Raw genomic sequence first — 22206 nt, 5'->3', positions numbered from 1 at the left:
ATGAAACTCCTCTGCCATACGTGCTAATCGGTGCTAGTCGTGCTAGTCGTGCGGAAAGGGTTGGTCCGCGCAAATGCGAAGCGGGCCTAGTCGGTAATCACGGCCGTCGCCTCGATCTCGACCTTGGCTTCATCCTCGATCAGCGCGACGACCTGCACCGCGCTCATCGCAATGTCGTAGTCGCCGATCAGTTCGCGGAACGTCTGGCCGATCTGCTTGAGCGCGGCCAGATACTCGCGCTTGTCGGTGACGTACCACGTCATCCGCACGAGATGCTCGGGCCTGCCGCCCGCTTCGCGCAATACGGCGAGCACATTGCGCAGCGCCTGCGCGGCCTGCTCGGCGAACAGATCACTCGTCATGCGCGCTTCCGCGTTCCAGCCGATCTGTCCGGCGATATACACCTGTGTGCCACTCGCCGCGACACCATTCGCATAGCCGCGCGGCTTCAACCAGCCCGCAGGCAGTAGCGGTTTCTTTTTCATGAGCGTTGCTCCTCGGATTGAACGGCATGCGGCGCGAACGCTGCGAGCGCCGTCGCGATGTCGTCGGGGATGTCGATCGACTGGCCGCTTTCCAGCGATGTCGTCACGAGCACCTGTGCTGCGCGAAAGCGCACTTCACCCGCGCAGCGTGCAACGATGGCGAGACCGATCGAGCGGCGCCCGATACGCGTCACGTCGAGCGACAGCGTGATCGTTTCGCTCATGCGGCTTGGCCGCGAGAACTCGCAATCGAGCTTGACGATCGGCAGGCCGACGCGGCGCGTTTGAATCATGTGCGCGTAGTCGATGGCGAGACGCTCGTTGAACCACTCTTCGACGAGCATGTTCGTCATCACCAGATACTGCGGAAAGTAGACGATGCCCGCAGGGTCGCAATGCGCGAAGCGGATGCGCACGGGCATGTCGAACGAGGCATTCATGACGTGCGCTCCTGTTCATGGCTCGCCGCATGCGCTTTCAGCAGATCGCGGCCGACGATCAGTTGCTGCACTTCCGTCGCGCCTTCATAGATGCGCAACGCGCGAATCTCGCGGTACAACCTCTCGACGGTCGCGCCGCTTCGCACGCCCATGCCGCCCCACAGTTGCACGGCGGCGTCGATCACCTGTTGCGCGCCTTCGCTCGCATGCCACTTCGCCATCGCTGCCTCGCGCGTGACGCTTTCGCCCTGATCGCGAAGCCATGCGGCGCGATAGACGAGCAGCGCGCTGCTGTCGATCGTCAACGCCATTTGTGCGAGCTTCGTCTGCGTCAGTTGAAAGTCGCCGAGCGTATGGCCGAACATCTTGCGCGACGCGGCGCGCGCGAGTCCTTCCTGCATCGCGCGCCGCGCAAAGCCCAACGATGCAGCTGCCACCGACGTGCGAAAGATATCGAGCGTGCGCATCGCGATCTTGAAGCCTTCGCCGGGCACGCCGAGCATCTGGCTGCGCGGCACGCGCGCGCCGGCGAAGTGAAGACGCGCGAGCGGATGCGGCGCGATCACGTCGATGCGTTCGGCGATCTCCAGGCCGGACGTATTCGCGTCGACGATAAACGCGCTGATGCCGCGCGCGCCCGGCGTCTCGTCCGTTCTCGCGAACACCACATAGAAGTCCGCGATGCCGCCGTTTGAGATCCACGTCTTGTCGCCATCGAGAACGTAGGTATCGCCTTCCGCGCGCGCCTGCAACGACATCGCGGCGACGTCCGATCCGGCTTCGGGCTCCGACAACGCGAATGCGGCAATCGCTTCACCCTTTGCGACGCGCGGCAGATAGCGCGTCTTCTGTTCGTGCGTGCCCGCGAGCGTGATCGCGCCGGAGCCGAGGCCTTGCATCGCGAGCGCGAAGTCCGCGAGACCGTCGTACTTCGCGAGCGTTTCGCGCAGCAGACATACTGCGCGCGTATCGATCGTGTCGCCGTGCCCGCCATATTGCGTGCCGCCGACGCCGTACTTCAGCCAGCCCGCTTCGCCCAATGCACGCACGAGTTGACGGCACGACGCATCGGTATCTTCATGCTGCACATGTGCGAGATGCTGCGCGGCCCATGCTTCGATGCCCTTGGCCAGTTCGCGATGACGCGCTTCAAAGAACGGCCAGGCCAATGCGCCGTGCGGATCGTTGAGATTCAAGGTCAGTCTCCTTCGAACACCGGGCGCGACTTCGCTGCGAACGCGCGATACGCGCGCTCGAAATCGCGCGTCGTCATGCAGATGGCCTGCGCCTGCGCTTCGGATTCGATCGCTTCGTCGATGCTCATGCTCCATTCCTGATGCAGCATCTTCTTCGTGATGCCGTGCGCGAACGTCGGGCCGGCGACGAGATCGGCGGCGAGCTTCAACGCTTCGTCGAGCAGTGCTTCCGGCGCGCACAGACGGTTGTAGAAGCCCCACGCGTACCCTTCTTCGCCGCTGGCGGAGCGGCCCGTGTACAGGAGTTCGGCGGCGCGTCCCTGACCGATGATGCGCGGCAGGATCGAACAGGCGCCCATGTCGCAGCCCGCGAGACCCACGCGCGAAAACAGGAATGCGAGCTTGCTGCGCGCGGTCGAGAGCCGCATGTCGGACGCCATCGCGAGGATCGCGCCCGCGCCCGCGCAGACACCATCGACAGCCGCGATGATGGGCTGCGGGCAATGGCGCATCGCTTTCACGAGATCGCCCGTCATGCGCGTGAAGAGCAGCAGCTCGGGCATCGGCAGATCGATCAGCGGGCCGATGATGTCGTGCACGTCGCCGCCCGAACAGAAGTTCTCGCCCGCGCCGTGAATCACGATGGCTTTTACATCGGTCGCGTAGGCGAGCTGCCGAAAGAGATCGCGCAACTCCGCGTACGATTCGAACGTCAGCGGGTTCTTGCGCTCGGGACGGTTGAGCGTGACGGTCGCGACGCCTGCGTTGACGGACCAGCCGAAGTGCTTTGCGTCATATGCGGCGAGCGTCGTGCGATTGCCGGCAAGCAGGGCGTCGGCAGCAGCGGATCGGGTCATTTACGTCTCCTGGCTCTTGATCGTGTTCAGCAGATGCTGCTTGAGCTTGCCGAGCTTTTGATGCGTGCGCGATTTCTCATCCAGATCGAGCCCGCCGAACATTTCGACGACCCATTGCTCGTGCGCGACGGCCATTTTGTCGAACAACGCGCGGCCTTCCGGCGTCAGGCGCACGCTCGTCGAGCGACGATCGTTCGGATCGGTGTCGCGTGCGACGAGGCCTTCTTTTTCCAGCTGATCGGTAATGCCCGTGATGTTGCCGCCCGTCACCATCAAACGGCGCGACAGTTCCGTCATCTTCAGCCCTTCGGGATGACGCTCCAGCTGCGCCATCAGATCGAAGCGCGGCAGCGTCGTATCGAACTCGTTGCGCAGACGCTTGCGCAACTCCGCTTGCACGAGATTTGTCGTCGTCAGCATGCGTAGCCACAGACGCAAGCCCATGTGGCTATCTGCGCCTGTGCTCATTTCCATGTCCACGACATTTTCTGCCGGCTTCGCGACGCCTTTGCGCGTGGGTTTCGCTTCGGCCGCGTCGCTGGCCTTTTTCTTTGCAGCTTGACTCATGTGACTTCTCCGCCTGAAACGGAAATCGATTGACCTGTGATGGATTCGGAGCCCGGCACGCACAGCCACAGCACAGCGTTCGCGACTTCGGCGGGTTCGACGAAACGGCGCTGCGGGTTGTGGCGCACGAGGATGTCGCGCGCTTCCCGCTCGCTGCGCGAAGTCTTCGCGGTGATCTGGTCGAGCGATGCGCGCAGCAGCTCCGTTTCCGTATAGCCGGGACACACGGCGTTGACGGTGACGCCCTTCGTCGCGACTTCGAGTGCAAGCGAGCGCGTGAGTCCGATCACGCCGTGTTTCGCCGCGCAATAAGCGGCGACGTACGCGTAGCCGATCTGTCCCGCCGTGCTCGCGATATTCACGATGCGTCCATAGCCGCGTTCGAGCATCGACGGCAATGCGGCGCGCGCGCATAGAAACACGCCCGTCAGATTGACGTCGAGCATGCGTTGCCAGAGCGCGATGTCCGTATTCGCGAAGGGCGCGGCCTGGGCCTGGCCTGCGTTGTTGACGAGCACGTCAATCGGACCTGCGTTCGACGCGGCTTCGGAAAATGCCTTGTTTACAGCACTTTCATCGCACACGTCGACGCTGAGGCATGCGGCGAGCTCGCCATGCCGGCTCAAAATTTCTCGTTGCGCGGCGAGACGTGCCGCGTCGCGGCCTATCAACGTGACGCGCGCGCCCGCGCGAACGAGCGCTTCGGCGGTTGCGGCGCCGATGCCGCTGCCGCCGCCCGTCACGACGGCATGCTTGCCTGCAAGCGTGGTGTTCATCAAACCGTTCCTTCCGCGCGTTGCGCGCGTTCGAGCGGCGACAGACGCGCATTCTCGGCGGCCTGCGCGCGCTCGCGTTCGTAATTGCGTTCGAGCTGCGATTTGGCCGCTGTGTATTGCTTCGGCCAGTTCACGTCGAAGTAGCCGATCTTCGCGGCTTCATTCAAGGTCCACGATGGATTCGCGAGATGCGGGCGCGCGATCGCGCACAAATCCGCGCGGCCTGCGGCGATGATGCTGTTCACGTGATCCGCTTCGGAGATCGCGCCGACTGCGATCGTCGCGATGCCCGCCTCGTTGCGAATGCGATCCGCGAACGGCGTCTGGAACATGCGGCCGAACACGGGCTTTTCGTCCTTGCTCACCTGGCCCGACGACACGTCGATCATGTCGGCGCCGGCAGCCTTGAAGGCGCGCGCGATCTCGACGGCATCGTCGGGCGTCGTGCCGCCATCGACCCAGTCGTGCGCGGAGATGCGCACCGACATCGGCTTGTCCTGCGGCCACACCTCGCGCATCGCGGCGAACACCTGCAACGGATAACGCAGACGGTTCGCGAGCGAGCCGCCGTATTCGTCGGTGCGATGGTTGGTGATCGGCGACAGAAAGCTCGACAGAAAGTAGCCGTGCGCGCAGTGCAGTTCGAGCCAGTCGAAGCCCGCCTCAGCCGCCATGTGTGTCGCGCGGACGAATTGCGCTTCGATGTCGCGCAGTTCTTCATGCGTCGCTTCGCGCGACCATTGGCTGACGCCGCGCAGATACTGCTGCGGCGACGCCGACACCAGCGGCCAGTTGCCGTCGGGCAAGGGTTGATCGATGCCTTCCCAACTGACGCGCGTCGAAGCCTTCGCACCCGCATGACCGAGCTGCATGCCGATCTTCGCATCGGTTTGCGCGTGGACGAACTGCACGATGCGGCGCCACGCGGCGAGATGCTCGGGCGCGTACATGCCGGGGCATCCGGGCGTGATGCGCGCCTCGGGCGACACACAGGTCATTTCCGTCATCACGAGCGCTGCGCCGCCCATTGCACGCGCGCCGAGATGCATCAGGTGATAGTCGCCCGCCACGCCGTCGACGGCCGAATACTGCGCCATCGGCGAGACGACGACGCGGTTCTTCAGCGTCACGCCGCGCAGCTTGAACGGCGTGAACATCGGCGGAATGGAAGGCTTTTGCTGATCGCGTTCGATGCCCGCGCGCACGGCGAGCCAGTCTTCGAATGACGAGAGGTAAGCGGCATCGCGCTCGCGCAGATTCTCATGCGAGATGCGCTGCGAGCGCGTGAGCAGCGAATACGCGAACTGCTCCGGCTCGAACGACGCGTAACGCTCGACGTGCTCGAACCATTCCGTCGAATTGCGCGCCGCATTCTGGATGCGCAGCACGCCGACGCTGCGCACCTCCGTGTAGTGCGCGAGCGCTGCGGCGAGATCGTGCGGATGCGCGTCGATGCTGTTCGCAAGTTCGATCGCATCTTCGAGCGCGAGCTTGGTGCCGGAGCCGATCGAGAAGTGCGCGGTATGCGCGGCGTCGCCCATCAGCACGACGGGCACGCGCTTGTTGTCTGCGCGTGTTTTCCAATGCACCCATTCGCGATTGACGACGCGCGGAAAACGAATCCATTGCGACGAGCCACGCAGATGACTCGCGTTAGACATCAGCGGATGGCCGTCGAGATACTTCGCGAACAGCCGCTCGCAGAATGCGATGCTGTCTTCCTTGCTCATTTCGTCGAGGCCGGCGGCGCGCCACACGCGCTCGGGCGTTTCGACGATGAACGTCGAGGTCTGATCGTCGAAGCGGTACGCGTGGGCCTGGAACCAGCCCCATTCGGTCTTTTCAAACGCGAACGTGAACGCGTCGAAGAGCTTTTTCGTGCCGAGCCACACGAAGCGGCAGTTGCGCATGTCGATGTCCGGCTGATACGTCGATGCGTACTTCTGGCGCATCGCGCTGTTCAGGCCGTCGCTCGCGATGATGAGATCGGCGTCGTAATCGTCGTCGTCGACGACCTGCGTTTCGAAGACCAGCTTCACGCCGAGTTCCTCGCAACGCTCTTGCAGGATGTTCAAGAGACGCTTGCGGCCGATGCCACAAAATCCGTGCCCCGACGAGCGCACCTTCGCGCCGCGAAAGTTGATCTCGATGTCGTCCCAGTGATTGAACGCGTCGAGGATCATGTCGGCGCTTTTGGCGTCGGCGGCGCGCAGGTTGCCGAGCGTCTGGTCCGAAAACACCACGCCCCAGCCGAACGTGTCGTACGGACGGTTGCGCTCGACGACGATCACTTCGTGCGCCGGATGGCGCCGCTTCATCAACAGCCCGAAATACAGTCCGGCCGGCCCGCCGCCAATACAGACGATACGCATTGCTGGTTCCCCAACTCGAGTGCAGCTTTTACTTTAGGTTTTGATAGTTTAGATGTCAAGTAAATTGATGCAACGAAGGGGCGGCGCGGTAGTACGGTGATCCGTGGGAATAAGGTCCGTCACGGAAGAAGCTGCTTCGTAAGCGATTAATGACGCCGCGTGACCCGGCGGGCGGGGACCGCGTTACGAGAGCCCGTCGAGATGTCCCAAGGAAAGGGTCCAGCTAGCAGGAGAGATTCCTGCCGAGGTACGCAGCGACCGCACCTGTCAGTGCGATGCTGTGCAATTCCTCCGGCGATGCCAGCTGCGCCTTGATAATTTCACGATTATCAAGGCGCAGCTCGGGTATGCATTCGAGGTGCAGTTCAAAGAAATGCACCCGGTCTCTTCGTCCGTCCCAGGTGCCGCAGACGCTGCCCGCGGGGAGCAATGGGTACGATGAGAGACCAATCTCCTCCTCCATTTCGCGCTGCGCCGCTGCATCAGGCGTCTCACCGGCCTTGATGCTCCCGCCGGGAAAACTCCACTCGGCCCGGTACGATGACTTCACCAGTAATAGCGCCCGTCCGACGTAGATTGCTACTAGCGCGCCCTCATGGCGAGGCCGTCGAAGGTGCCACCAGGCGCGAGCGAGCGGAAATCCGAAGCGAAGCACCATGCGCCAGACAGAGTCGATAAGCATGGCCGCGCGGGCTCGCTCAAGTCCAGGCATGACGTCTCTCCTTTCGTTTCATGGTTGGTGGATCTTCCGGTTCGCCGCGTTCGAGCGGCTTGGATCGATCCGCGTCTGTTACGCCACTGTTTGCGAACCGTAGTTTATCCGGAGGTTGCTCCCGCTCGGGATAGCGATTGTCATCAAATCAAGGGCATAGGTCGAAAGGGCCTGGCCGCTTCTGGCCGGTTGCACCCGCCGAAGCATGACGCCACAAAGCTGCGGCTGTCGAGGAATCTCGGCATGACGCCACAAAGCTGCGGCTGTCGAGGGATCTCGCGGCCTTTCTGCTCGACGGGCGCGCTTTGCCGCGCAACGCTTGAAAGCCGAAGAACTCGACAAGCTTCAGGCCATGCTCGTGAAGATGCACAACGCGGTCGAGGCACACGACGTGGATGCGGAAGCGATCGCGTCGACGGCGAATTTCATACGGCGCTGACGGCCCCCCGCACAACCGCATGCTCGACCAGTTCTACGCGAGCGTCATCACGATGCTTCGCGAGCACATCGCCGCCGATACGTTCGATGCGACGCTCAACAATGCGAACGCCTTCAGGCAATCGGCGATGCGGCTCAGCCAGCACGAATCCAATTTCTTCGCGGTGCCGGACGCGATCCCGATGCCGCGCAACGAGCGATGTACGCGCATATGGCCTTCGCCGGGAAACAGTTCGAGCCCGGCTTCGGCTTTGCTCGATAGCCGTCTGCTACATGGCGTGCGCGATGTAGCAGACGGGAGGTCCTCATGAAGATGGGTTCGGCTTAGTCGCGAAGAGGCGCAGTCGCGTGATTGTCGTGCAACGTCCGTCCGATCACGCGGGATGATCGAACGTGCCCGGGCTGGCGGACGTCGCCTTCCAGTCCGCGGTGCGTTCCTTCGATGCGCGTGCCAGCGCGTCCTTCACGCCTTGCGCGTCGAGATCGGCCGTGTAGACAGGCGAGCCCGGCTGCTGACGCCATGAATCTGCGATCGTGCCCGTATCCACGGCATCGAAGCCGATGTCGTCGACGAGTCCGAAGACGATCTGCTTCGCCTTCGGATCGTCGCCCGAGACGGGCAACGCGATGCGTCCCGCCGTGCCCGCCGGTTTGCCCATGCCTTCGAGATGCGCGGCGTAGATGTTGTTGAACACCTTGACCACAGGATGCCCGATCTGCTCTTCGACCCATCGGCTCTCGTTCGCACCCGCTTCGATGCCGTCGATCCTGCCGTCGCGCTGACGCGGATAGTAGTTGCACGTATCGATCACGACAGCCGATGGCTTCGCGTTGTCGAAGAGTCCCTTCGGCAACTGCGGGACCTTGGCGAGCGGGATCGTCACGACGATCACGTCGGCGTTCGCGATCATGTCCGGCACGTTGCTCGCCGTTGCGCCCGTTTGCTGCGCGACGGCTTGCAGCGAAGCGCCGCCGCGCGAATTGGCGATGCGTACCGCGTGTCCCGCGTGTCCTTTTTCGACGAGGCGGCGCGCGAGCACCTTGCCGATGTTGCCTGCACCGATGATGCTGATGTTCATCGAACTCTCCTGATCAAGTGGATGTAGCGGCGCGTGACCGGACACATGTATCGAGTCGTCCGGCGCGGCGCCCGTTTCGTCATGCCATGTCGAGCATCCTCCATGCCGATCGGCGGCGATCAATCGCCGCTCGTTTCGAGCGCTAGCGGAGTCGATCAAATAGTGCAAGCCCACGTCGCCATCACGCAACGCTGCGCCAGCCAAAAGTATCATGCCGAACACGAAACAATGCGCCCGAAGCCGCTCCAGCCTTGCTTCCGGCCGCGTGCAAATTTGCGAAGCGAACTTTGTTACACCTCTTACCGGCGAGGCAGGCCGGCGTTACTAAGGCCTTTCAGATGTCCAGTTATACTCGCGCCGTCTCAAAAACAACTGACCCTTCTATGTCGAACCGAATCATTCAGATGGTCGCGATCGCAGCGCTCACGGCTGCGACGTCGATGCCGGCGCTGGCCGGCGATATGAACAATGCGCTTGGCGGCGCGCTCGGCGGTGTGGCCGGCGCGGCGTTGGGCGGCGCAGTCGGCGGTAGCACGGGTGCCGTGATCGGCGGCGCGGTCGGCGGCGGCGCTGGCGGCGCCGTTACGTCGAACCGCCGCGAGCGCACGGGCGCCATCATCGGCGGCGCGCTGGGCGGCGGTGCCGGCACGGCGGCAGGCAATGCGATGGGCGGACGCGGAGGCGGTCTCGTCGGCGCGGCTCTGGGCGGCGGCGCAGGCGCGGCGCTCGGTGGTAACGTCTCGCGCTCGAATTCGTACGCGGATGACCGTGGCTACCATGGCCGGCGCCATCACAAGCATCGCCACTACGACGACTGATCGGCGAACACGGCGTGGTTCTGCGCAGCGCCGGAGTCGCTCCGTAACGAGCGACGCGCTGCGTCAAACCGCGCCGGGCACTGCAATCCGCAAAGGCCAGCTCCCGTTATGAATCGCGCGAAACGCTTCGCGCTTACTTCGCCCAGAGCGTGCGGCCGAAGAAGGTGAGCGTCCTGTCCCAGGCCAGTTGCGACCACACAGGGTCGTACTGCGTGATGGCGATGCGCCCGCTGCCGACCGCCGTCTCGTTGGTGAACGCGTGCTGCGCGAGGTAGCGATGGAATTGCACGTCGACGTTCGCATCGCGTAGCTTCGACTCCAGCGTATCCACGTTTGCGATCGGAAAGGCCGCGTCTTGCGTCGCCCAATGGCCGAGCACGGGCGCCTTGATTTTCGACGCGTCGATGTATTCCAGCGGAGGGTAGCCGTAGAAGACCACGCCCGCGGATACATCGGCGCTCTGGCACAGTGAGAGAAGCGTCAACGCCCCGCCCATGCAGTAGCCCATCACGGCGACGCGGCTCGCGCGCTCCTTCAGATATCGGATCGCGCCGACGATGTCCTGCGACGCAGCGTCGCCGAAGTCGAGCCCATCCATCAGGTGATGCGCCTCTTCCTCTTCGACCGTCGATTTGCCGCGATACAGATCGGGCACCAGCGCGAGGTAGCCCGATTGCGCGAGGCGATTCGCGACGCCGCGAATCTGATCGTTCAAGCCCCACCATTCCTGAATGACGACCACGGCGGGCGCGCCATCGGGTTTGTCGGGCGTGGCGAGATAGCCTTGCAGTTCCTGGCCGTCGGGCCGGCGAAAAGCAATCATTGATGCCGTCGTCGTTGTCATGAGCGTCTGTCTTCCCGTTGATGTTGACTGGACGCCATAGCATAGCGCCGTTGATCCGGCGACGCAGACTGCGGACACATGAAAAAAGCGGGCATCGCCCGCTTCCTCTTCAACCTCGATGCGCCGTTTGGAGCGCGCTTACGACGGCAACTTCCGGAACGAGATCGCAAAGCGGTTCCATGCGTTGATCGCCGAAATGAGCAGCGTCAGGTCGACCAGTTCCGCCTCGCTGAAATGCGGCTTCACCGCTTCCCACACTGCGTCCGGCACATGGTTCTCTGACACCAGCGTGAGGGCTTCCGTCCATTCGAGGGCCGCGCGCTCGCGGGCCGTGAAGAACGGCGTTTCGCGCCACACGATGACCGTCGCGAGACGGCGGTCGGTTTCGCCGCCCTTGCGTGCGTCGGTGGTGTGCATGTCGACGCAGAACGCGCAGCCGTTGATCTGCGAAGCGCGCAGGCGCACCAGATCAGCCAGCGATTTTTCGAGGTCACTCTTGCCGATGCGTTCTTCGAGGGCGAGCATCGCCTTGATCGCATGCGGGTTCGCTTTGTAGAAGTCGAGACGTTGTTCCATGATGGTTTCCTCAGTGATGGAGCGCGTTTGCTTGCGCGACAAGACCAAGATTAGGCGCTGAACTGGCCATGCGAAATGGCCAATTCGAATGAATTTGAGGTAACCACTTTGGAGGCGTGAGGCAGCCGTACCCGTGCGACGACGGACGACGCCGAAATGACCCGCTACGACCTGTGAAGACGGTTCAGGCGCGCGAACTCGGCGGGCCTCGTGAACGACCGATACAGCTCGCCGACAGTACCGATTGCGAACGCGGGCTTCAGCGTCGCGCCGGGGAGGGCGTTCAGAAGCCACTCATATGCGTTCATGTCTCGCTGTTGGGCGTGCATTGCATCGGTCAGAGCGAGGAGCGCCTTGTCGGCCGAGTGTTCGCCCAAGTCGATGAACAGGCTTTCGAAGGGGTCTTTAGTATTCGCAACGGCACGCAATGCAAGGTGGCGCTCGGTCAAATCGATCTCCCGTTTGTGACCCTATGGGACTGTGAGCCGTCAAGCAGACCAGCATGGCATTGCCTTGCCAACCGCGTCACGCCTCATGTTAGCGAGTCGTATGTGTCAACGTGGTGAACATTGTTCGGCGGATTGTCGTCCGTGAGTTTTGCACGCCCATGACATCCAGCCCGATAGCGCTTCGAACGATCCCTCGCTGCCCGTAGCCGCTTTGACAACAGCCGCAGCGATTGTTTCGACTAGCGGCACGCGTTGCACGATCAAAACTGCTGCGGGTTTCACGAATGCATCAGGCGAGCGCCGATTCGACTTGCGCTCCGGCGCTCGTTCGGCAGCGTCGTCGCGCCCGTGTGCCCGTATTCGCTGTTCAGGAATGCAACGTTCGACGACAGCGGACTAACTCTGAACGCGGACAAGGGTTTCAGCCTCTAAATGGCCAGTGCCGGCGAAACGTTGGCGAATAGTGAAGGTACTTCGAAGGTGCCGCGTATCACGTTTGAAATGGTTCTTGCCGCATTCTTTCTGCGTGAAAGCTCGCGGGCTTTCGCTGCCCTTTCGTTGCCTTGCTGGGCAAGGGTTTGACTGTTCTGGCACGACAAGCGCTATCCCGACCGCACGGCTTTGACAGACTCGAACGACTCACTCTCGCTGGCCAAAGCCGTTGTCGTTACTCAATACACGCGTAACTCCTGGCCGGCGCCAGCCGGTTGCCAGGCGGGCAACGATCACTAAAAGAAAGACCGTCCTGTTTTGCCGGTTCCCATTTTTCCGGCGTGCATTTCAATCGATCCGCCCAGGTGCGCGGAGGGCCCGCTTTGCCTGTCGGCGATTCTTCGAAAGGAGCTGCCATGAACAACAGCCTTCGCTCCAGATCCGGATGCTCGCGTGTCGTCCTTCGAGTTTCGTCGCCACCTCGGCTTTTCGGCCGCAAAACCTCAATCAAAACCAACTGAGCGATTCCGCGTGCAACTCGCGGCTCGCAAGGCCGCCTCATCGGCGGGCGGGTAGATGCGCACGACGTCGTAACGGGTACGGGCCGCGTGAGTCGTGCGCATGAGTTGTGAACACGCGGCTCGTCCATGCAAGGACACACTGGGCAACACCAACGATGCATAACCCCATGGAGGCAGGCGATGAATACAGGTACTCCCTCGATGTCGCGCTACCGTCAGCGCACAAGACGCACCTCGGCCATGACGAAAGCACGACGTTCGATTCTGATCGGCGCGGCTCTCGTCGTTGGTGCACTGCTGGGCGGTCAGGTTGCCAGAGCTGATGACATCTACGTCGGCGATTTGGGCGACAACACGGTCAAACGATTCGATGCGTCAACGGGCGCGTCACGCGGCACATTCGTGCAGTCGGGAACAGCAGGCCTGAATGGTCCGATGGGCATGATCTTCACCGATGGGCAACTGATCGTGGTCAATCAGAACTTCGGCTCAGTGGCTGGGGAGGTTTTGCGCTTCGACGGCGACACGGGCATGTTCCTCGGCAAGCTCGTTTCTTCGACCGACCGGGGTGCGGCTTTTGCCCCGCAGGGCATCGTTCGCGGAGATCCGGGTGATCGCTTTTACGTCGCGGACCTCGGCCTTCGCGGCGGCGACTGCGCCAACGAAGGCAACGTGGACGAATACAACGACGCAGGCGCTTTCCTCGGCAATCTGGACCGGCGCGACTTCAAGCCCGCTTTCTATCCGCGCGGCGTGGTCTTCGGTCCCGATGGCCTGTTGTATGTCGCCGCGAGAGGCTGCCCTCTCTCGCCAGACCCCGCCGACGCGCTCATCGCCTATGTGCTGCGCTTCGATCCGTACTCGAAGAAGTTCATCGACGTGTTCGCGTCCAGCAACACCGTGCCCGATTTTCACCGCCCCGAGGGACTGGTATTCGACGACCACGGCGATCTCTGGATCACGAGCTTCCGGGACAACAGCAATGCGAACGACGTGGACAGGATTCTGAAGCTGGACGGACGAACGGGCCAGCTTCGCGATTCGCTGCCGCTGTGGGAGACAGGCGCACCGAGAGCGTTTGCACAGGCCATTCTCTTTGGGCCTGATGGAAAGCTGTTCATTCCCATCTCGGGCAATGCGGCCGAGACGACGGGGCAGCTTCGACGCTGCGACACCAAGACGAAGCACTGCGATGTCATCGTGGCGGCAAATAGCGCGGGCGGGCCGCTCGTTTCTCCGTGGTTCCTGATCTTCAAGCGCAGCGACCCGGCGACGCTGACGTACAGAGGACGATAGCGCGACGCGCACACCCACGAACCGGACGAAGCGCCTCTGGCTGACGCAGCACAGCGGCGGCAGCTTCGTCCGCACAACGAGCATGCGGACCATAAACACAGCCCGACCCGCGACGACCATCGCGCGCGAATCGAAAACGCGCGTTACTTCACGGCGCCGAGCGCGAGCCCCTTCACGAGATAACGCTGCAGCCACGCGAACACGACGGACACGGGCAAAGTCGCGCACAGCGTCGCGGCCATCACCAGATGCCATTCGACGACGTACTTGCCCGCTACCATATCGGTGACTTGCACGGTGAGCGTCTTGTTCTCCGGCGAGCGGATCAGCGTGTAGACGACGGCAAACTCGTTCCACGCATTGATGAACGTGAAGATCGCCGTCACGACGATCGCGGGAACGGCGAGCGGCAGGAACACCTTGAACACCGCGCGCGAGCGGCTGCATCCTTCGAGCCACGCCGACTCTTCGAGATCGCGCGGCACGGTCTGGAAATACGACGACAGCATCCACACGGCGAACGCGATATTGAACGCCGCATACGAGACGATCACGCCGATCTTCGAGTCGACGAGATTGCCGTCGCCATACGGAATCATCGCGGCGAGACGGAACAGGCCGACCACCAGCAGGATCGGCGAGAGCATCTGCGTGACGAGCAGAAACTGTCGATAGAGTCCGCGCCCGCGAAACGGGAAGCGCGCGAGCGCGTATGCGGCGGGCAGGCTGACGGCCAGCGCGAGCGCCGTCGACAGCAGACTGATCACGCAACTGTTGCGCAACGCGACGCCGAAGTTCGCGGCCGTCCACATATCGACGAAGTTCTGCCATTGCCAATGCACGGGAAACCAGCGCGCCGGATAGATGAACACTTCCTGGGCGGGCTTCAATGCGGTGAACAGCATCACGGCGAACGGAAACAGCACGATCACGATGAGCGGCGACAGCGCGAGCCAGCACCACACAGTGCGCTTCATTTTCGTGTTCATGCGGGCTCTCCTTCCTTCGACGGCTGAACGCGCAGGTACAGCACCGAGAACACGAACAGCATCACGAGCATGATCAGCGACACGGCCGCGGCCTGACCGGGCCGCCCGAGCCGGAAGCCGAGTTCGTACAGATACGTGACGAGAATATGCGTGCCGTTGTCGGGGCCGCCTTGCGTCATCACCCAGATGATCGGAAACGAGTTGAACACGTAGATCACGTTGAGCAGGATCGCCATGTTCACGAACGGCCGCAGCAATGGCAGCGTCAACTGGCGGAACTGCTGCCACGCGCTCGCGCCGTCGATGCGCGCGGCTTCGTAGATATCGCCGGGCACGGAAGACAGCCCACCGAGCAGGATCGTCACCGTGAACGGAATCGACACGAGGATGCCGACGGCGATCTCGACGGGGAACGCAAGCTCGGGCGTCGCGAGCCAGTGAATCGGGCCGCCGATCAGCCCGAGCCGCTGCAACGTGACGTTGACCATCCCGTAGTCGTCGTTGAAGGCCCAGCGCCAGACAACGGCTGTCATCGTCAGAGAGACGGACCACGGCAGCATCACGATCGTGCGTGCGATGCCGCGGCCATGAAAGTCCTGATTCAGCACGAGCGCGACGGGTACCGAAATGATGACCGTGCCGCCGACCACGCAAGCCGTCCATACGATCGTCCGGCGCAGCGAATCGAGAAACACGGGGTCGGCGAAGACGGTATAGAAGTTCTTCAGGCCGGTGAAATCGCGAATCGCACCGAAGCGCGACACATCGTGCAGCGACTGGTACACGATGTTGAAGATCGGATAGCTGATGATGAACAGCGCGAGGATCAGACTCGGCGCGATCAGCCACCAGGGCGCGGCGGCGCGCGGCGCGATGGAACGGCTCATGCGCGCTCGATCGACAGTTGCTTGGGCGTTGGAACTCATGAAGCCCTCGGGACGGAATGGGCCGGATGCAATACGGCGCACGCTTCGCAACGAAGCAAGCGCAGCGCGCGCACATCGAACTTGAAGCCGCATCGACATCGAGCCGATGCGGCTTCCGTACTTCGCTAATGACGAATCTTCAACGACGGATCAGGTGCGCCTCAATGGCCGAGCGCCTGGTTTGCCTGGTTGGCCGCCTGCTTCAGCGCATCGTCGGGCTTCGCCTTGCCGAGATATACGGCCTGCATCGCGTTCGTCACGGCCTTCGCGGTGTCTTCCCAGCCCGTCACCGTCGGCGCGAAACGCGCTTGCGGCAAGAGGGCGATGAAGGCCTTCGTGTCGGCATCGTTGAACGCGGGGTCGGCGGCTTCGGCCTTCGTCGTCGGCAGGAAGCCTTCCGTGCTCGTGAACTCGACGCGCGGCTCCTTCGTGAACAGATAGTCGAGGAACTTCCACGCGTCCTTCTTCACCTTCGAGTTCTTGAACATCACGATCGAATCGGTGACGGCATACGTTGCGCCATTCGTGCCGACGGGAACCGGGTCGATGCCGTACTTCAGATTCGGCGCTTCCTTCTTGATCTGCTTCGCGAGGAACGGCGCGGAGATCACCATCGCGACGCGGCCCTGCTTGAACAGGTTCTGCACGTCCTCGCGGCTGTAGCCCGTCACGCCCGGTTGCGTCAGGCCCTGGTCGATCATCGACTTGTACAGCGTCGCCGCCTTGATGCCCGCGGGCGAATCGAAGCCGGCCTTGCCTTGCTTGTTCAGCACGTCGCCGCCGTTGGTCCACAGCGCGTAGTAGTAGTACACGTCGGTTTCGATTTCCTTGCCCTGCAGGCCGAAACCGGCGACGCCCTTCGCCTTCAGTTTCTTCGACGCGTCGATCACGTCATTCCACGTCTTCGGGCCATTCGGATAGCCGACGCTCGCGAGCAGATCCTTGTTGTAGTAGAGCGCGCGTGCCGAAGCGGCGATCGGCAGGCCGTACGTCTTGCCGTTGATCTGGCCAGGCGCGAGGAACGGGCTGATGAAACGGCCCTTGAAGTTCGCGTCCATGTAGCCGTCGAGCGGCTCGGCCACGTCGTCCTTCACGAAATCGAGCAGCCAGCGCGTGCCGACGATCGCGAGGTCGGCGTTGGCGTTGCCCGAGATATCCGTTTGCAGCTTCTGTTGCAGCGTGTCCCAGTTCACGTCCTCGATCTTGATCGTGGTGCCGGGGTTGGCCTTCTCGAACTGGCGGGCCATTTTCTCGAAGTACGGGGCCGTCGCGTCGCTGTAGTGCGCGACCGTCACACGCACCGTATCGGCGTGCGCCGATAGGGCAAGACCTGCAAACGCGAGCGCTGCGGCGACTTTGCCGAGCGTAAGGGAAGCACGTGCATGCAACGACATTTCGTCTCTCCTGAGGTGGTCCGCCGCCGTAGCCGGCTGCTTGGGTTGATTGTTTGAAAAAATCCTACACACGAAAAAAAATGTTGTCACGTAGGGCTGACGATATTTTTTGTCGCCCGCTTTTTTGCATAAGATGCCGTAAAAGATGGGGCTTTTTGTGCACTGCGGGTTTGGCGACGTATGTAGCGAACACATCATTCTCAAACCCTAAAAATGTGCACTATGTAGGAAATTTACACAGCGATTGATGGTCTTGCGCTTCATGCGCAGGTCGTCCGCGAACGTGGAGAGGACGGACATGAAGCGTGTCGTGCTGGTGACGGGAGCGTGCGGTGGAATCGGCAGCGTGCTGTGCAGGCGTTTCGTCGAAGACGGCGCGATTGTGCTCGCGCTCGATATCGACGCGGCCGCGCTGAACGAGCTTGCTTCCAGCCTGGGCGCCGACAACGTGACGCCCGTCGCCGTCGATCTCGGCGATGCTGACGCGGTGCGCGAGCGCGTCGCGCAAGCAGTGACCGCGCGCGGCCCCGTCGACGTGCTCGTCGCGAACGCGGGCGCAGCGCAAGGGCTGACGCTCGCAAAGACGGATGCCGCAAGCTGGCAGCGTGACGTGCATCTGAACCTGAACGGCACGTATCACACGGTCGAAGCAGTGCGCGCGTCGATGATCGAACGGCAGCGCGGGTCGATCGTGCTGATCGGCTCGGTGAACGGCATGGCGGCGCTCGGCCATCCCGCGTACAGCGCGGCGAAGGCGGGGCTCATCAGCTATACGAAGTCGCTCGCGATCGAACTGGGCCGGTACGGCGTACGCGCGAACATCGTGTGTCCGGGCACCGTGAAGACGAAGGCGTGGCAGGCGCGCGTCGACAAGAATCCGCAGGTCTTCGAGAACCTGAAAAAGTGGTATCCGCTGCGCGACTTCGCGACGCCCGACGATATCGCCGATGCCGTGCTCTTTCTCGCGTCGCCGATGGCGCGCGTGATCACGGGCGTCGCGCTGCCCGTCGATGGCGGGCTGATGGCGGGCAATCGCCTGATGGCCGAGGAGCTGACGCTCGAATCGCTATAACGCCTTTAACGCTATTAACGCCTTCGAACAGGCATCGTGACCGCACAACCGCAACGCGGCGACATGCAACGCCGCGCACGACGACGATGAGGACAGCATGGCAGCAGTGCAACTGAGCGGCATCTACAAGCGTTACGGCGACACGCAGGTCGTGCACGGCATCGACCTGCACATCGACGACGGCGAGTTCGTCGTGCTGGTCGGCCCGTCGGGTTGCGGCAAGAGCACGTTGATGCGGATGGTCGCGGGCCTCGAGGAAATCAGCGGCGGCGAACTGACGATCGGCGGCACGCGCGCGAACGGTCTGCCGCCGCAGCAGCGCAATATCTCGATGGTGTTCCAGAGCTACGCGCTGTATCCGCATCTGTCCGTGTACGACAACATCGCGTTCGGCCCGCGTATCCGCAAGGAAGCGTCGACGAGCTTCAAGCCGCGCATCGAGGCGGCCGCGAAGATGCTGAACCTCAGCGGCTATCTGGACCGCTTGCCGCGCGCGCTGTCGGGCGGGCAGCGTCAGCGCGTCGCGATGGGGCGCGCGGTGGTGCGCGAGCCGTCGCTGTTCCTGTTCGACGAGCCGCTGTCGAACCTCGACGCGAAGCTGCGCGTGCAGATGCGCACGGAGATCAAGGCGCTGCATCAGCGGCTGAAGAACACGGTGATCTACGTCACGCACGACCAGATCGAGGCGATGACGATGGCTGATCGCATCGTCGTGATGAACGCCGGGCGCATCGAGCAGATCGGGCGTCCGCTTGAGCTGTACGACCGGCCGGCCAATCTGTTCGTCGCGAGCTTTCTCGGCTCGCCGTCGATGAACTTCGCGGCGGGCGTTGTGGTGAACGCCGCGAACGGCGTTGCATTGCAACTCGGCGACGGCGCGCAGATTCCGCTGACGGGCGCGAACGGCGCGACCGCGAAGCCCGGCGCGAAAGTCACGCTCGGCGTGCGGCCCGAACATATCGAAGCATCGAACGAGGGTATTCCGATGGACGTCGAAGTGATCGAGCCGACGGGCGCGGAAACGCATCTGTACGGCAAGATCGGCGGCGCGTCGTGGTGCGTGACGATGCGCCAGCGCGCGTCGATCGAGCCGGGCCAGCGCGTGACGGTGCGCTTTCCCGAGCAGCACACGCATCTGTTCGACACGGAGAGCGGACGCAGACTCGGCTGACGCGACGACATGCCGTTGATTCACCTTCAATCCAAAGGAACGCACGGGTGTCCGCACCGAACCTGATTCCTCACATCCGCAGCGCGCTCGAATCGCTGCGGCCCGCCGAGCGCAAGGTCGCCGACATGGTGCTGTCGGATGTCGACTTCGCGATGCGCGCGAGCATCACCGAGCTTGCGCAGCGCGCGGACGTCTCCGAGCCTTCCGTCACGCGCTTTTGCCGTGCCGTCGGTGCGCACGGCCTGCGTGACTTCAAGATGCAGCTCGCGCAAAGCGTCGCGGGCGGGATGCCGTATGCGTCCCAGGTCGTCGCGCGCGACGACGATACGCAGGCGCTGATTCACAAGGTCGGCGAAGCGGCCGTCGAAGGCATCATGCAGGCGCGCAGCGCGATCGACCCCGTCGCGGTAAATGCCGCGATGGCCGCGCTGGCGAGCGCGCGCCGCGTGTATTTCTTCGGTGTCGGCTCGGGTTCGGGACTCGTCGCTCAGGACGCGGCGTTGCGTTTCCTGCGCCTCGACATCGCCGCGAGCGCTTTTACGGATGGGCATTTGCAGCGGCTGTACGCGGGCCTGCTCGAACCCGGCGACGTCGCGTTCGCGATTTCGCATTCGGGGCGCAGCGTCGAAGTGAACGAGAGCATGCAGATCGCGAAGGAGCGCGGCGCGACGACGATTGCGTTGACCAGCGTGGGCTCGCGGCTCGCGTGGATGGTCGATATCCCGTTGCTGCTGCGCGTGCCGAGTCCCGTCGATCCGAATACGCCGGGCGTGTCGCGGCTCGTGCATCTGTGCGTGATGGACGCGCTCGCGATCGGCGTCGCGTTGCGGCTCGAACCCCACACGCTGGAGAAGATGCGTCATGCGAAGGCGCGCCTGTCGCACGAAGCGGACAAGGCCGCGGAGGACGAGCCGCGTTAGTCAGGCGTTGGTGAGGCATTCGTCAGGCGTTCGTCGTTGACACTTGGCGATGCACGTAGCCGAAGCGGCGCGACAGACGTTGCGTCGCCGCGAGCAAGGTTTGCGCGGCGCCGCCCTGCGTGTCGCTGTCGAAACTCCCCGCCGTGCCCATCAGCGCGATCGCGAGCACGATGCTGCCCGTGTGATCGAAGACGGGCGCGGCCAGCGTGTTGATGCCGGGAATCGGCTTGTTGAGCGCGGTGTCGATGCCATGCTCGCGGATCTTCGCGAGACGTTCGGCATACGACGGCGCGAGCTTCGCCGCGCGCGCATCCGGCGACGCGAAGATCTCCGCGCGCTGCGCACCCGCGAGACGCAGATGATCCTGCACGAGCAGACCATGCCGCACGTCGTCGGCGACATGGGCGGCGAACACGCGGCCGATCGCCGTGTTGACGAGCGACATCACCGTGCCCACGCGCAGGCTCACATGCAAAGGCCGCGCCGATTCTTCAAGCCGCACGACGGTCGGCCCCAGTGGACCGAGCACGGCCATCGCGACGCTCATGCCCGTCGTCACCGCGAGATCGACGATTTCGGGCTCCGCTTCGCGTGTCGGTGACAGGCGTTGCAATCCGATCAGACCCAGTTCCAGCGCAAGCGGCCCCGCTTCGAAACAGCCTGACGCGTCGCGCCCGAGCAAGCCAATTTTCTGCAGGCTCACCAGATGCGGAAAGGCCTTCGCGGCCGGCATGCCCGCTGCCGCCGCCAGATCGCGCAACGACAACGGCTTGCCCGCCGCGACGAGAGCCGTGAGCAGCTCGCCCGTGCTGTCGAGCGACTGGATGCCGCGCTGCTGTTTCGCGTCCGCGGCTTCGGACGACGAGGTCTTGAGGGCTTCGTTCATGTTCAATGCGCCACGATATCCGCGCCGATCTCGCGCGCCGCGCTTTGCAGCGCTCGCGCGATCGGCCCTGTCCAGTTCACGTCGATTGCGCCGCTCGGGCCGATCACCGTCAGCGCGAGGCACAACTGCCTAGCGGCATCGAGCACGGGCGCGGCAAGACTGCTGATGCCGGGACTCGGCGCGTCGATGCCGCGTTCGATGCCGCGCTCGCGGATGGCGGCAAGCGTCGCGTCGAACGCCTTGCGCTCGGCGGGCGCGACGATATCGGCCGAGCCGCCCGACTGGTTCGCCCACATCGTCTGCAATTGAGAGGGCGCAACGAACGCGCAGAACACGCGTCCCGTCGATGTGGCGGGCAGCGACATCACCGTGCCCACATGCAGGTTCACATGCAGCGGAAAGCCCGCGTGCTCGTAGCGGACGATGGTCGGCCCTTGCGGCCCGGCCGTGCAGATCGCGACGCTGAAGCCGATCTCCTCGGCGAGCGCCGCGACGCGCGGCACGGCGGCACGAAACGCCGGCTGGTTCGCGAGCCGCATCAGGCCGAGCCGCAATGACAGCGGCCCCGGCTCGTAACGTCCCGAGAGTTCGTCGCGCTTGATGAGGCCGAGCCGCGTGAGGCTCACGAGATACGCGTGCGCCTGGCCCGGCGCGATGTCGGCGGCCGACGCGAGGTCGGAGAGCGCGAGCGGCGCGCGCGCCGTCGCGAGCGCATGCAGCAGCCGTCCGCCGACCTCGACGCTCTGTATGCCGCGCTGCTGCTTGCCCGCGCCCGTCTCGCTGTCTGTTGCTGCCTTGGCTTCTTTGGCTGCCTTGCTCATGCCGCTCACGCCGTTCGTCCGCGCCGAAAAAAGGTCCATGTTAAACGAACGCGCGCCTTCGACCGCCGACGATCGCGCCGATCCAGCGAGCGCTCAGGGTAAACACGAAATTAGCATATAGCGATACGTTTAGCTATTGACAAATAATCGGCAGGGTCTAAGATGGAAT

23 protein-coding genes are annotated in these 22206 nt (G+C 63.4%); 5 read left to right on the top strand and 18 right to left on the bottom strand.

What is annotated here, in order from left to right:
• Positions 1–86: 86 nt before the first annotated feature.
• The 10 genes from AB4Y32_RS11160 to AB4Y32_RS11115 all read right to left on the bottom strand — a co-directional run bounded on the left by AB4Y32_RS11160 (position 87) and on the right by AB4Y32_RS11115 (position 8922).
• Positions 87–485 carry a RidA family protein gene (locus tag AB4Y32_RS11160; RefSeq protein WP_368721393.1) on the bottom strand — a complete coding sequence of 133 codons (399 nt, stop codon included), beginning with the start codon at positions 483–485 and terminating at the stop codon, positions 87–89.
• Positions 482–925 (bottom strand): acyl-CoA thioesterase, encoded by a 444-nt coding sequence (locus tag AB4Y32_RS11155; protein WP_368721392.1) that lies wholly within the window; start codon positions 923–925, stop codon positions 482–484. The genes AB4Y32_RS11160 and AB4Y32_RS11155 overlap by 4 nt, the downstream gene beginning before the upstream one ends.
• On the bottom strand, positions 922–2121 hold the full coding sequence (locus tag AB4Y32_RS11150; RefSeq protein ID WP_439899774.1) for an acyl-CoA dehydrogenase family protein: 1200 nt from the start codon (positions 2119–2121) through the stop codon (positions 922–924). The genes AB4Y32_RS11155 and AB4Y32_RS11150 overlap by 4 nt, the downstream gene beginning before the upstream one ends.
• 2 nt (positions 2122–2123) lie before the next feature.
• The gene (locus tag AB4Y32_RS11145; RefSeq protein WP_368721391.1) at positions 2124–2978 is read right to left on the bottom strand and encodes an enoyl-CoA hydratase family protein; all 855 of its coding nucleotides are present in this window, start codon (positions 2976–2978) and stop codon (positions 2124–2126) included.
• Positions 2979–3545, bottom strand: coding sequence for a MarR family winged helix-turn-helix transcriptional regulator (locus AB4Y32_RS11140; protein ID WP_368721390.1), 567 nt, complete (start codon positions 3543–3545; stop codon positions 2979–2981).
• Entirely contained in the window at positions 3542–4321 is a 780-nt protein-coding gene (locus tag AB4Y32_RS11135; RefSeq protein ID WP_368721389.1) for an SDR family NAD(P)-dependent oxidoreductase, read from the bottom strand. The genes AB4Y32_RS11140 and AB4Y32_RS11135 overlap by 4 nt, the downstream gene beginning before the upstream one ends.
• Positions 4321–6693: a bifunctional salicylyl-CoA 5-hydroxylase/oxidoreductase gene (locus AB4Y32_RS11130; RefSeq protein ID WP_368721388.1), complete on the bottom strand. Its 2373-nt coding sequence runs from the start codon at positions 6691–6693 to the stop codon at positions 4321–4323. The genes AB4Y32_RS11135 and AB4Y32_RS11130 overlap by 1 nt, the downstream gene beginning before the upstream one ends.
• 223 nt (positions 6694–6916) lie before the next feature.
• Positions 6917–7405, bottom strand: a complete 489-nt coding sequence (locus AB4Y32_RS11125) for an NUDIX domain-containing protein (protein WP_368721387.1) — start codon at positions 7403–7405, stop codon at positions 6917–6919.
• Between the two features lie 472 nt (positions 7406–7877).
• Positions 7878–8054: a hypothetical protein gene (locus tag AB4Y32_RS11120; protein WP_368721386.1), complete on the bottom strand. Its 177-nt coding sequence runs from the start codon at positions 8052–8054 to the stop codon at positions 7878–7880.
• Between the two features lie 163 nt (positions 8055–8217).
• A complete protein-coding gene (locus AB4Y32_RS11115; RefSeq protein ID WP_439899773.1) occupies positions 8218–8922 on the bottom strand; it encodes an NADPH-dependent F420 reductase in 705 nt (234 codons plus the stop codon).
• Between the two features lie 383 nt (positions 8923–9305).
• On the opposite strand from AB4Y32_RS11115, the gene AB4Y32_RS11110 reads away from it, so the two are divergent.
• Positions 9306–9740, top strand: a complete 435-nt coding sequence (locus AB4Y32_RS11110) for a hypothetical protein (RefSeq protein WP_368721384.1) — start codon at positions 9306–9308, stop codon at positions 9738–9740.
• A 133-nt stretch (positions 9741–9873) separates the two neighbouring features.
• Here the strand turns inward: AB4Y32_RS11110 and AB4Y32_RS11105 are convergent, their stop codons facing one another.
• The 3 genes from AB4Y32_RS11105 to AB4Y32_RS11095 form a co-directional block, all read right to left on the bottom strand.
• Positions 9874–10584, bottom strand: a complete 711-nt coding sequence (locus AB4Y32_RS11105; RefSeq protein WP_368721383.1) for a dienelactone hydrolase family protein — start codon at positions 10582–10584, stop codon at positions 9874–9876.
• A 138-nt stretch (positions 10585–10722) separates the two neighbouring features.
• The gene (locus tag AB4Y32_RS11100) at positions 10723–11160 is read right to left on the bottom strand and encodes a carboxymuconolactone decarboxylase family protein (RefSeq protein ID WP_368721382.1); all 438 of its coding nucleotides are present in this window, start codon (positions 11158–11160) and stop codon (positions 10723–10725) included.
• 164 nt (positions 11161–11324) lie between these two features.
• Positions 11325–11609: a hypothetical protein gene (locus tag AB4Y32_RS11095; RefSeq protein ID WP_368721381.1), complete on the bottom strand. Its 285-nt coding sequence runs from the start codon at positions 11607–11609 to the stop codon at positions 11325–11327.
• Positions 11610–12742: 1133 nt separating this feature from the next.
• On the opposite strand from AB4Y32_RS11095, the gene AB4Y32_RS11090 reads away from it, so the two are divergent.
• Positions 12743–13858: a hypothetical protein gene (locus AB4Y32_RS11090; protein ID WP_368721380.1), complete on the top strand. Its 1116-nt coding sequence runs from the start codon at positions 12743–12745 to the stop codon at positions 13856–13858.
• A 143-nt stretch (positions 13859–14001) separates the two neighbouring features.
• Here the strand turns inward: AB4Y32_RS11090 and AB4Y32_RS11085 are convergent, their stop codons facing one another.
• The 3 genes from AB4Y32_RS11085 to AB4Y32_RS11075 all read right to left on the bottom strand — a co-directional run bounded on the left by AB4Y32_RS11085 (position 14002) and on the right by AB4Y32_RS11075 (position 17167).
• Positions 14002–14847, bottom strand: coding sequence for a carbohydrate ABC transporter permease (locus AB4Y32_RS11085; RefSeq protein ID WP_368721379.1), 846 nt, complete (start codon positions 14845–14847; stop codon positions 14002–14004).
• Positions 14844–15734, bottom strand: a complete 891-nt coding sequence (locus AB4Y32_RS11080; protein WP_368721378.1) for a carbohydrate ABC transporter permease — start codon at positions 15732–15734, stop codon at positions 14844–14846. The genes AB4Y32_RS11085 and AB4Y32_RS11080 overlap by 4 nt, the downstream gene beginning before the upstream one ends.
• Positions 15735–15934: 200 nt before the next feature.
• Entirely contained in the window at positions 15935–17167 is a 1233-nt protein-coding gene (locus tag AB4Y32_RS11075) for a sugar ABC transporter substrate-binding protein (protein ID WP_368721377.1), read from the bottom strand.
• Between the two features lie 298 nt (positions 17168–17465).
• On the opposite strand from AB4Y32_RS11075, the gene AB4Y32_RS11070 reads away from it, so the two are divergent.
• The 3 genes from AB4Y32_RS11070 (at position 17466) to AB4Y32_RS11060 (ending at position 20330) form a co-directional block, all read left to right on the top strand.
• Positions 17466–18239, top strand: coding sequence for an SDR family oxidoreductase (locus AB4Y32_RS11070; protein ID WP_368721376.1), 774 nt, complete (start codon positions 17466–17468; stop codon positions 18237–18239).
• Between the two features lie 97 nt (positions 18240–18336).
• Complete coding sequence (locus AB4Y32_RS11065) at positions 18337–19410, top strand: ABC transporter ATP-binding protein (protein ID WP_368721375.1); 1074 nt, start codon at positions 18337–18339, stop codon at positions 19408–19410.
• Between the two features lie 47 nt (positions 19411–19457).
• Complete coding sequence (locus tag AB4Y32_RS11060; RefSeq protein ID WP_368721374.1) at positions 19458–20330, top strand: MurR/RpiR family transcriptional regulator; 873 nt, start codon at positions 19458–19460, stop codon at positions 20328–20330.
• A gap of 22 nt (positions 20331–20352) precedes the next feature.
• On the opposite strand, the gene AB4Y32_RS11055 is transcribed toward AB4Y32_RS11060, so the two are convergent.
• Together AB4Y32_RS11055 and AB4Y32_RS11050 are read right to left on the bottom strand one after the other, a co-directional pair.
• Complete coding sequence (locus AB4Y32_RS11055) at positions 20353–21216, bottom strand: IclR family transcriptional regulator (protein ID WP_368721373.1); 864 nt, start codon at positions 21214–21216, stop codon at positions 20353–20355.
• 2 nt (positions 21217–21218) lie between these two features.
• Positions 21219–22076: an IclR family transcriptional regulator gene (locus AB4Y32_RS11050; protein ID WP_368721372.1), complete on the bottom strand. Its 858-nt coding sequence runs from the start codon at positions 22074–22076 to the stop codon at positions 21219–21221.
• Positions 22077–22206: the final 130 nt, after the last annotated feature.

The sequence above is a fragment of the Paraburkholderia phymatum genome, assembly GCF_040965635.1.
Taxonomy (GTDB): domain Bacteria; phylum Pseudomonadota; class Gammaproteobacteria; order Burkholderiales; family Burkholderiaceae; genus Paraburkholderia; species Paraburkholderia phymatum_B.
Note: the sequence above shows the minus strand (reverse complement) of the source record. Positions and strands in the feature narration are given on the sequence as shown.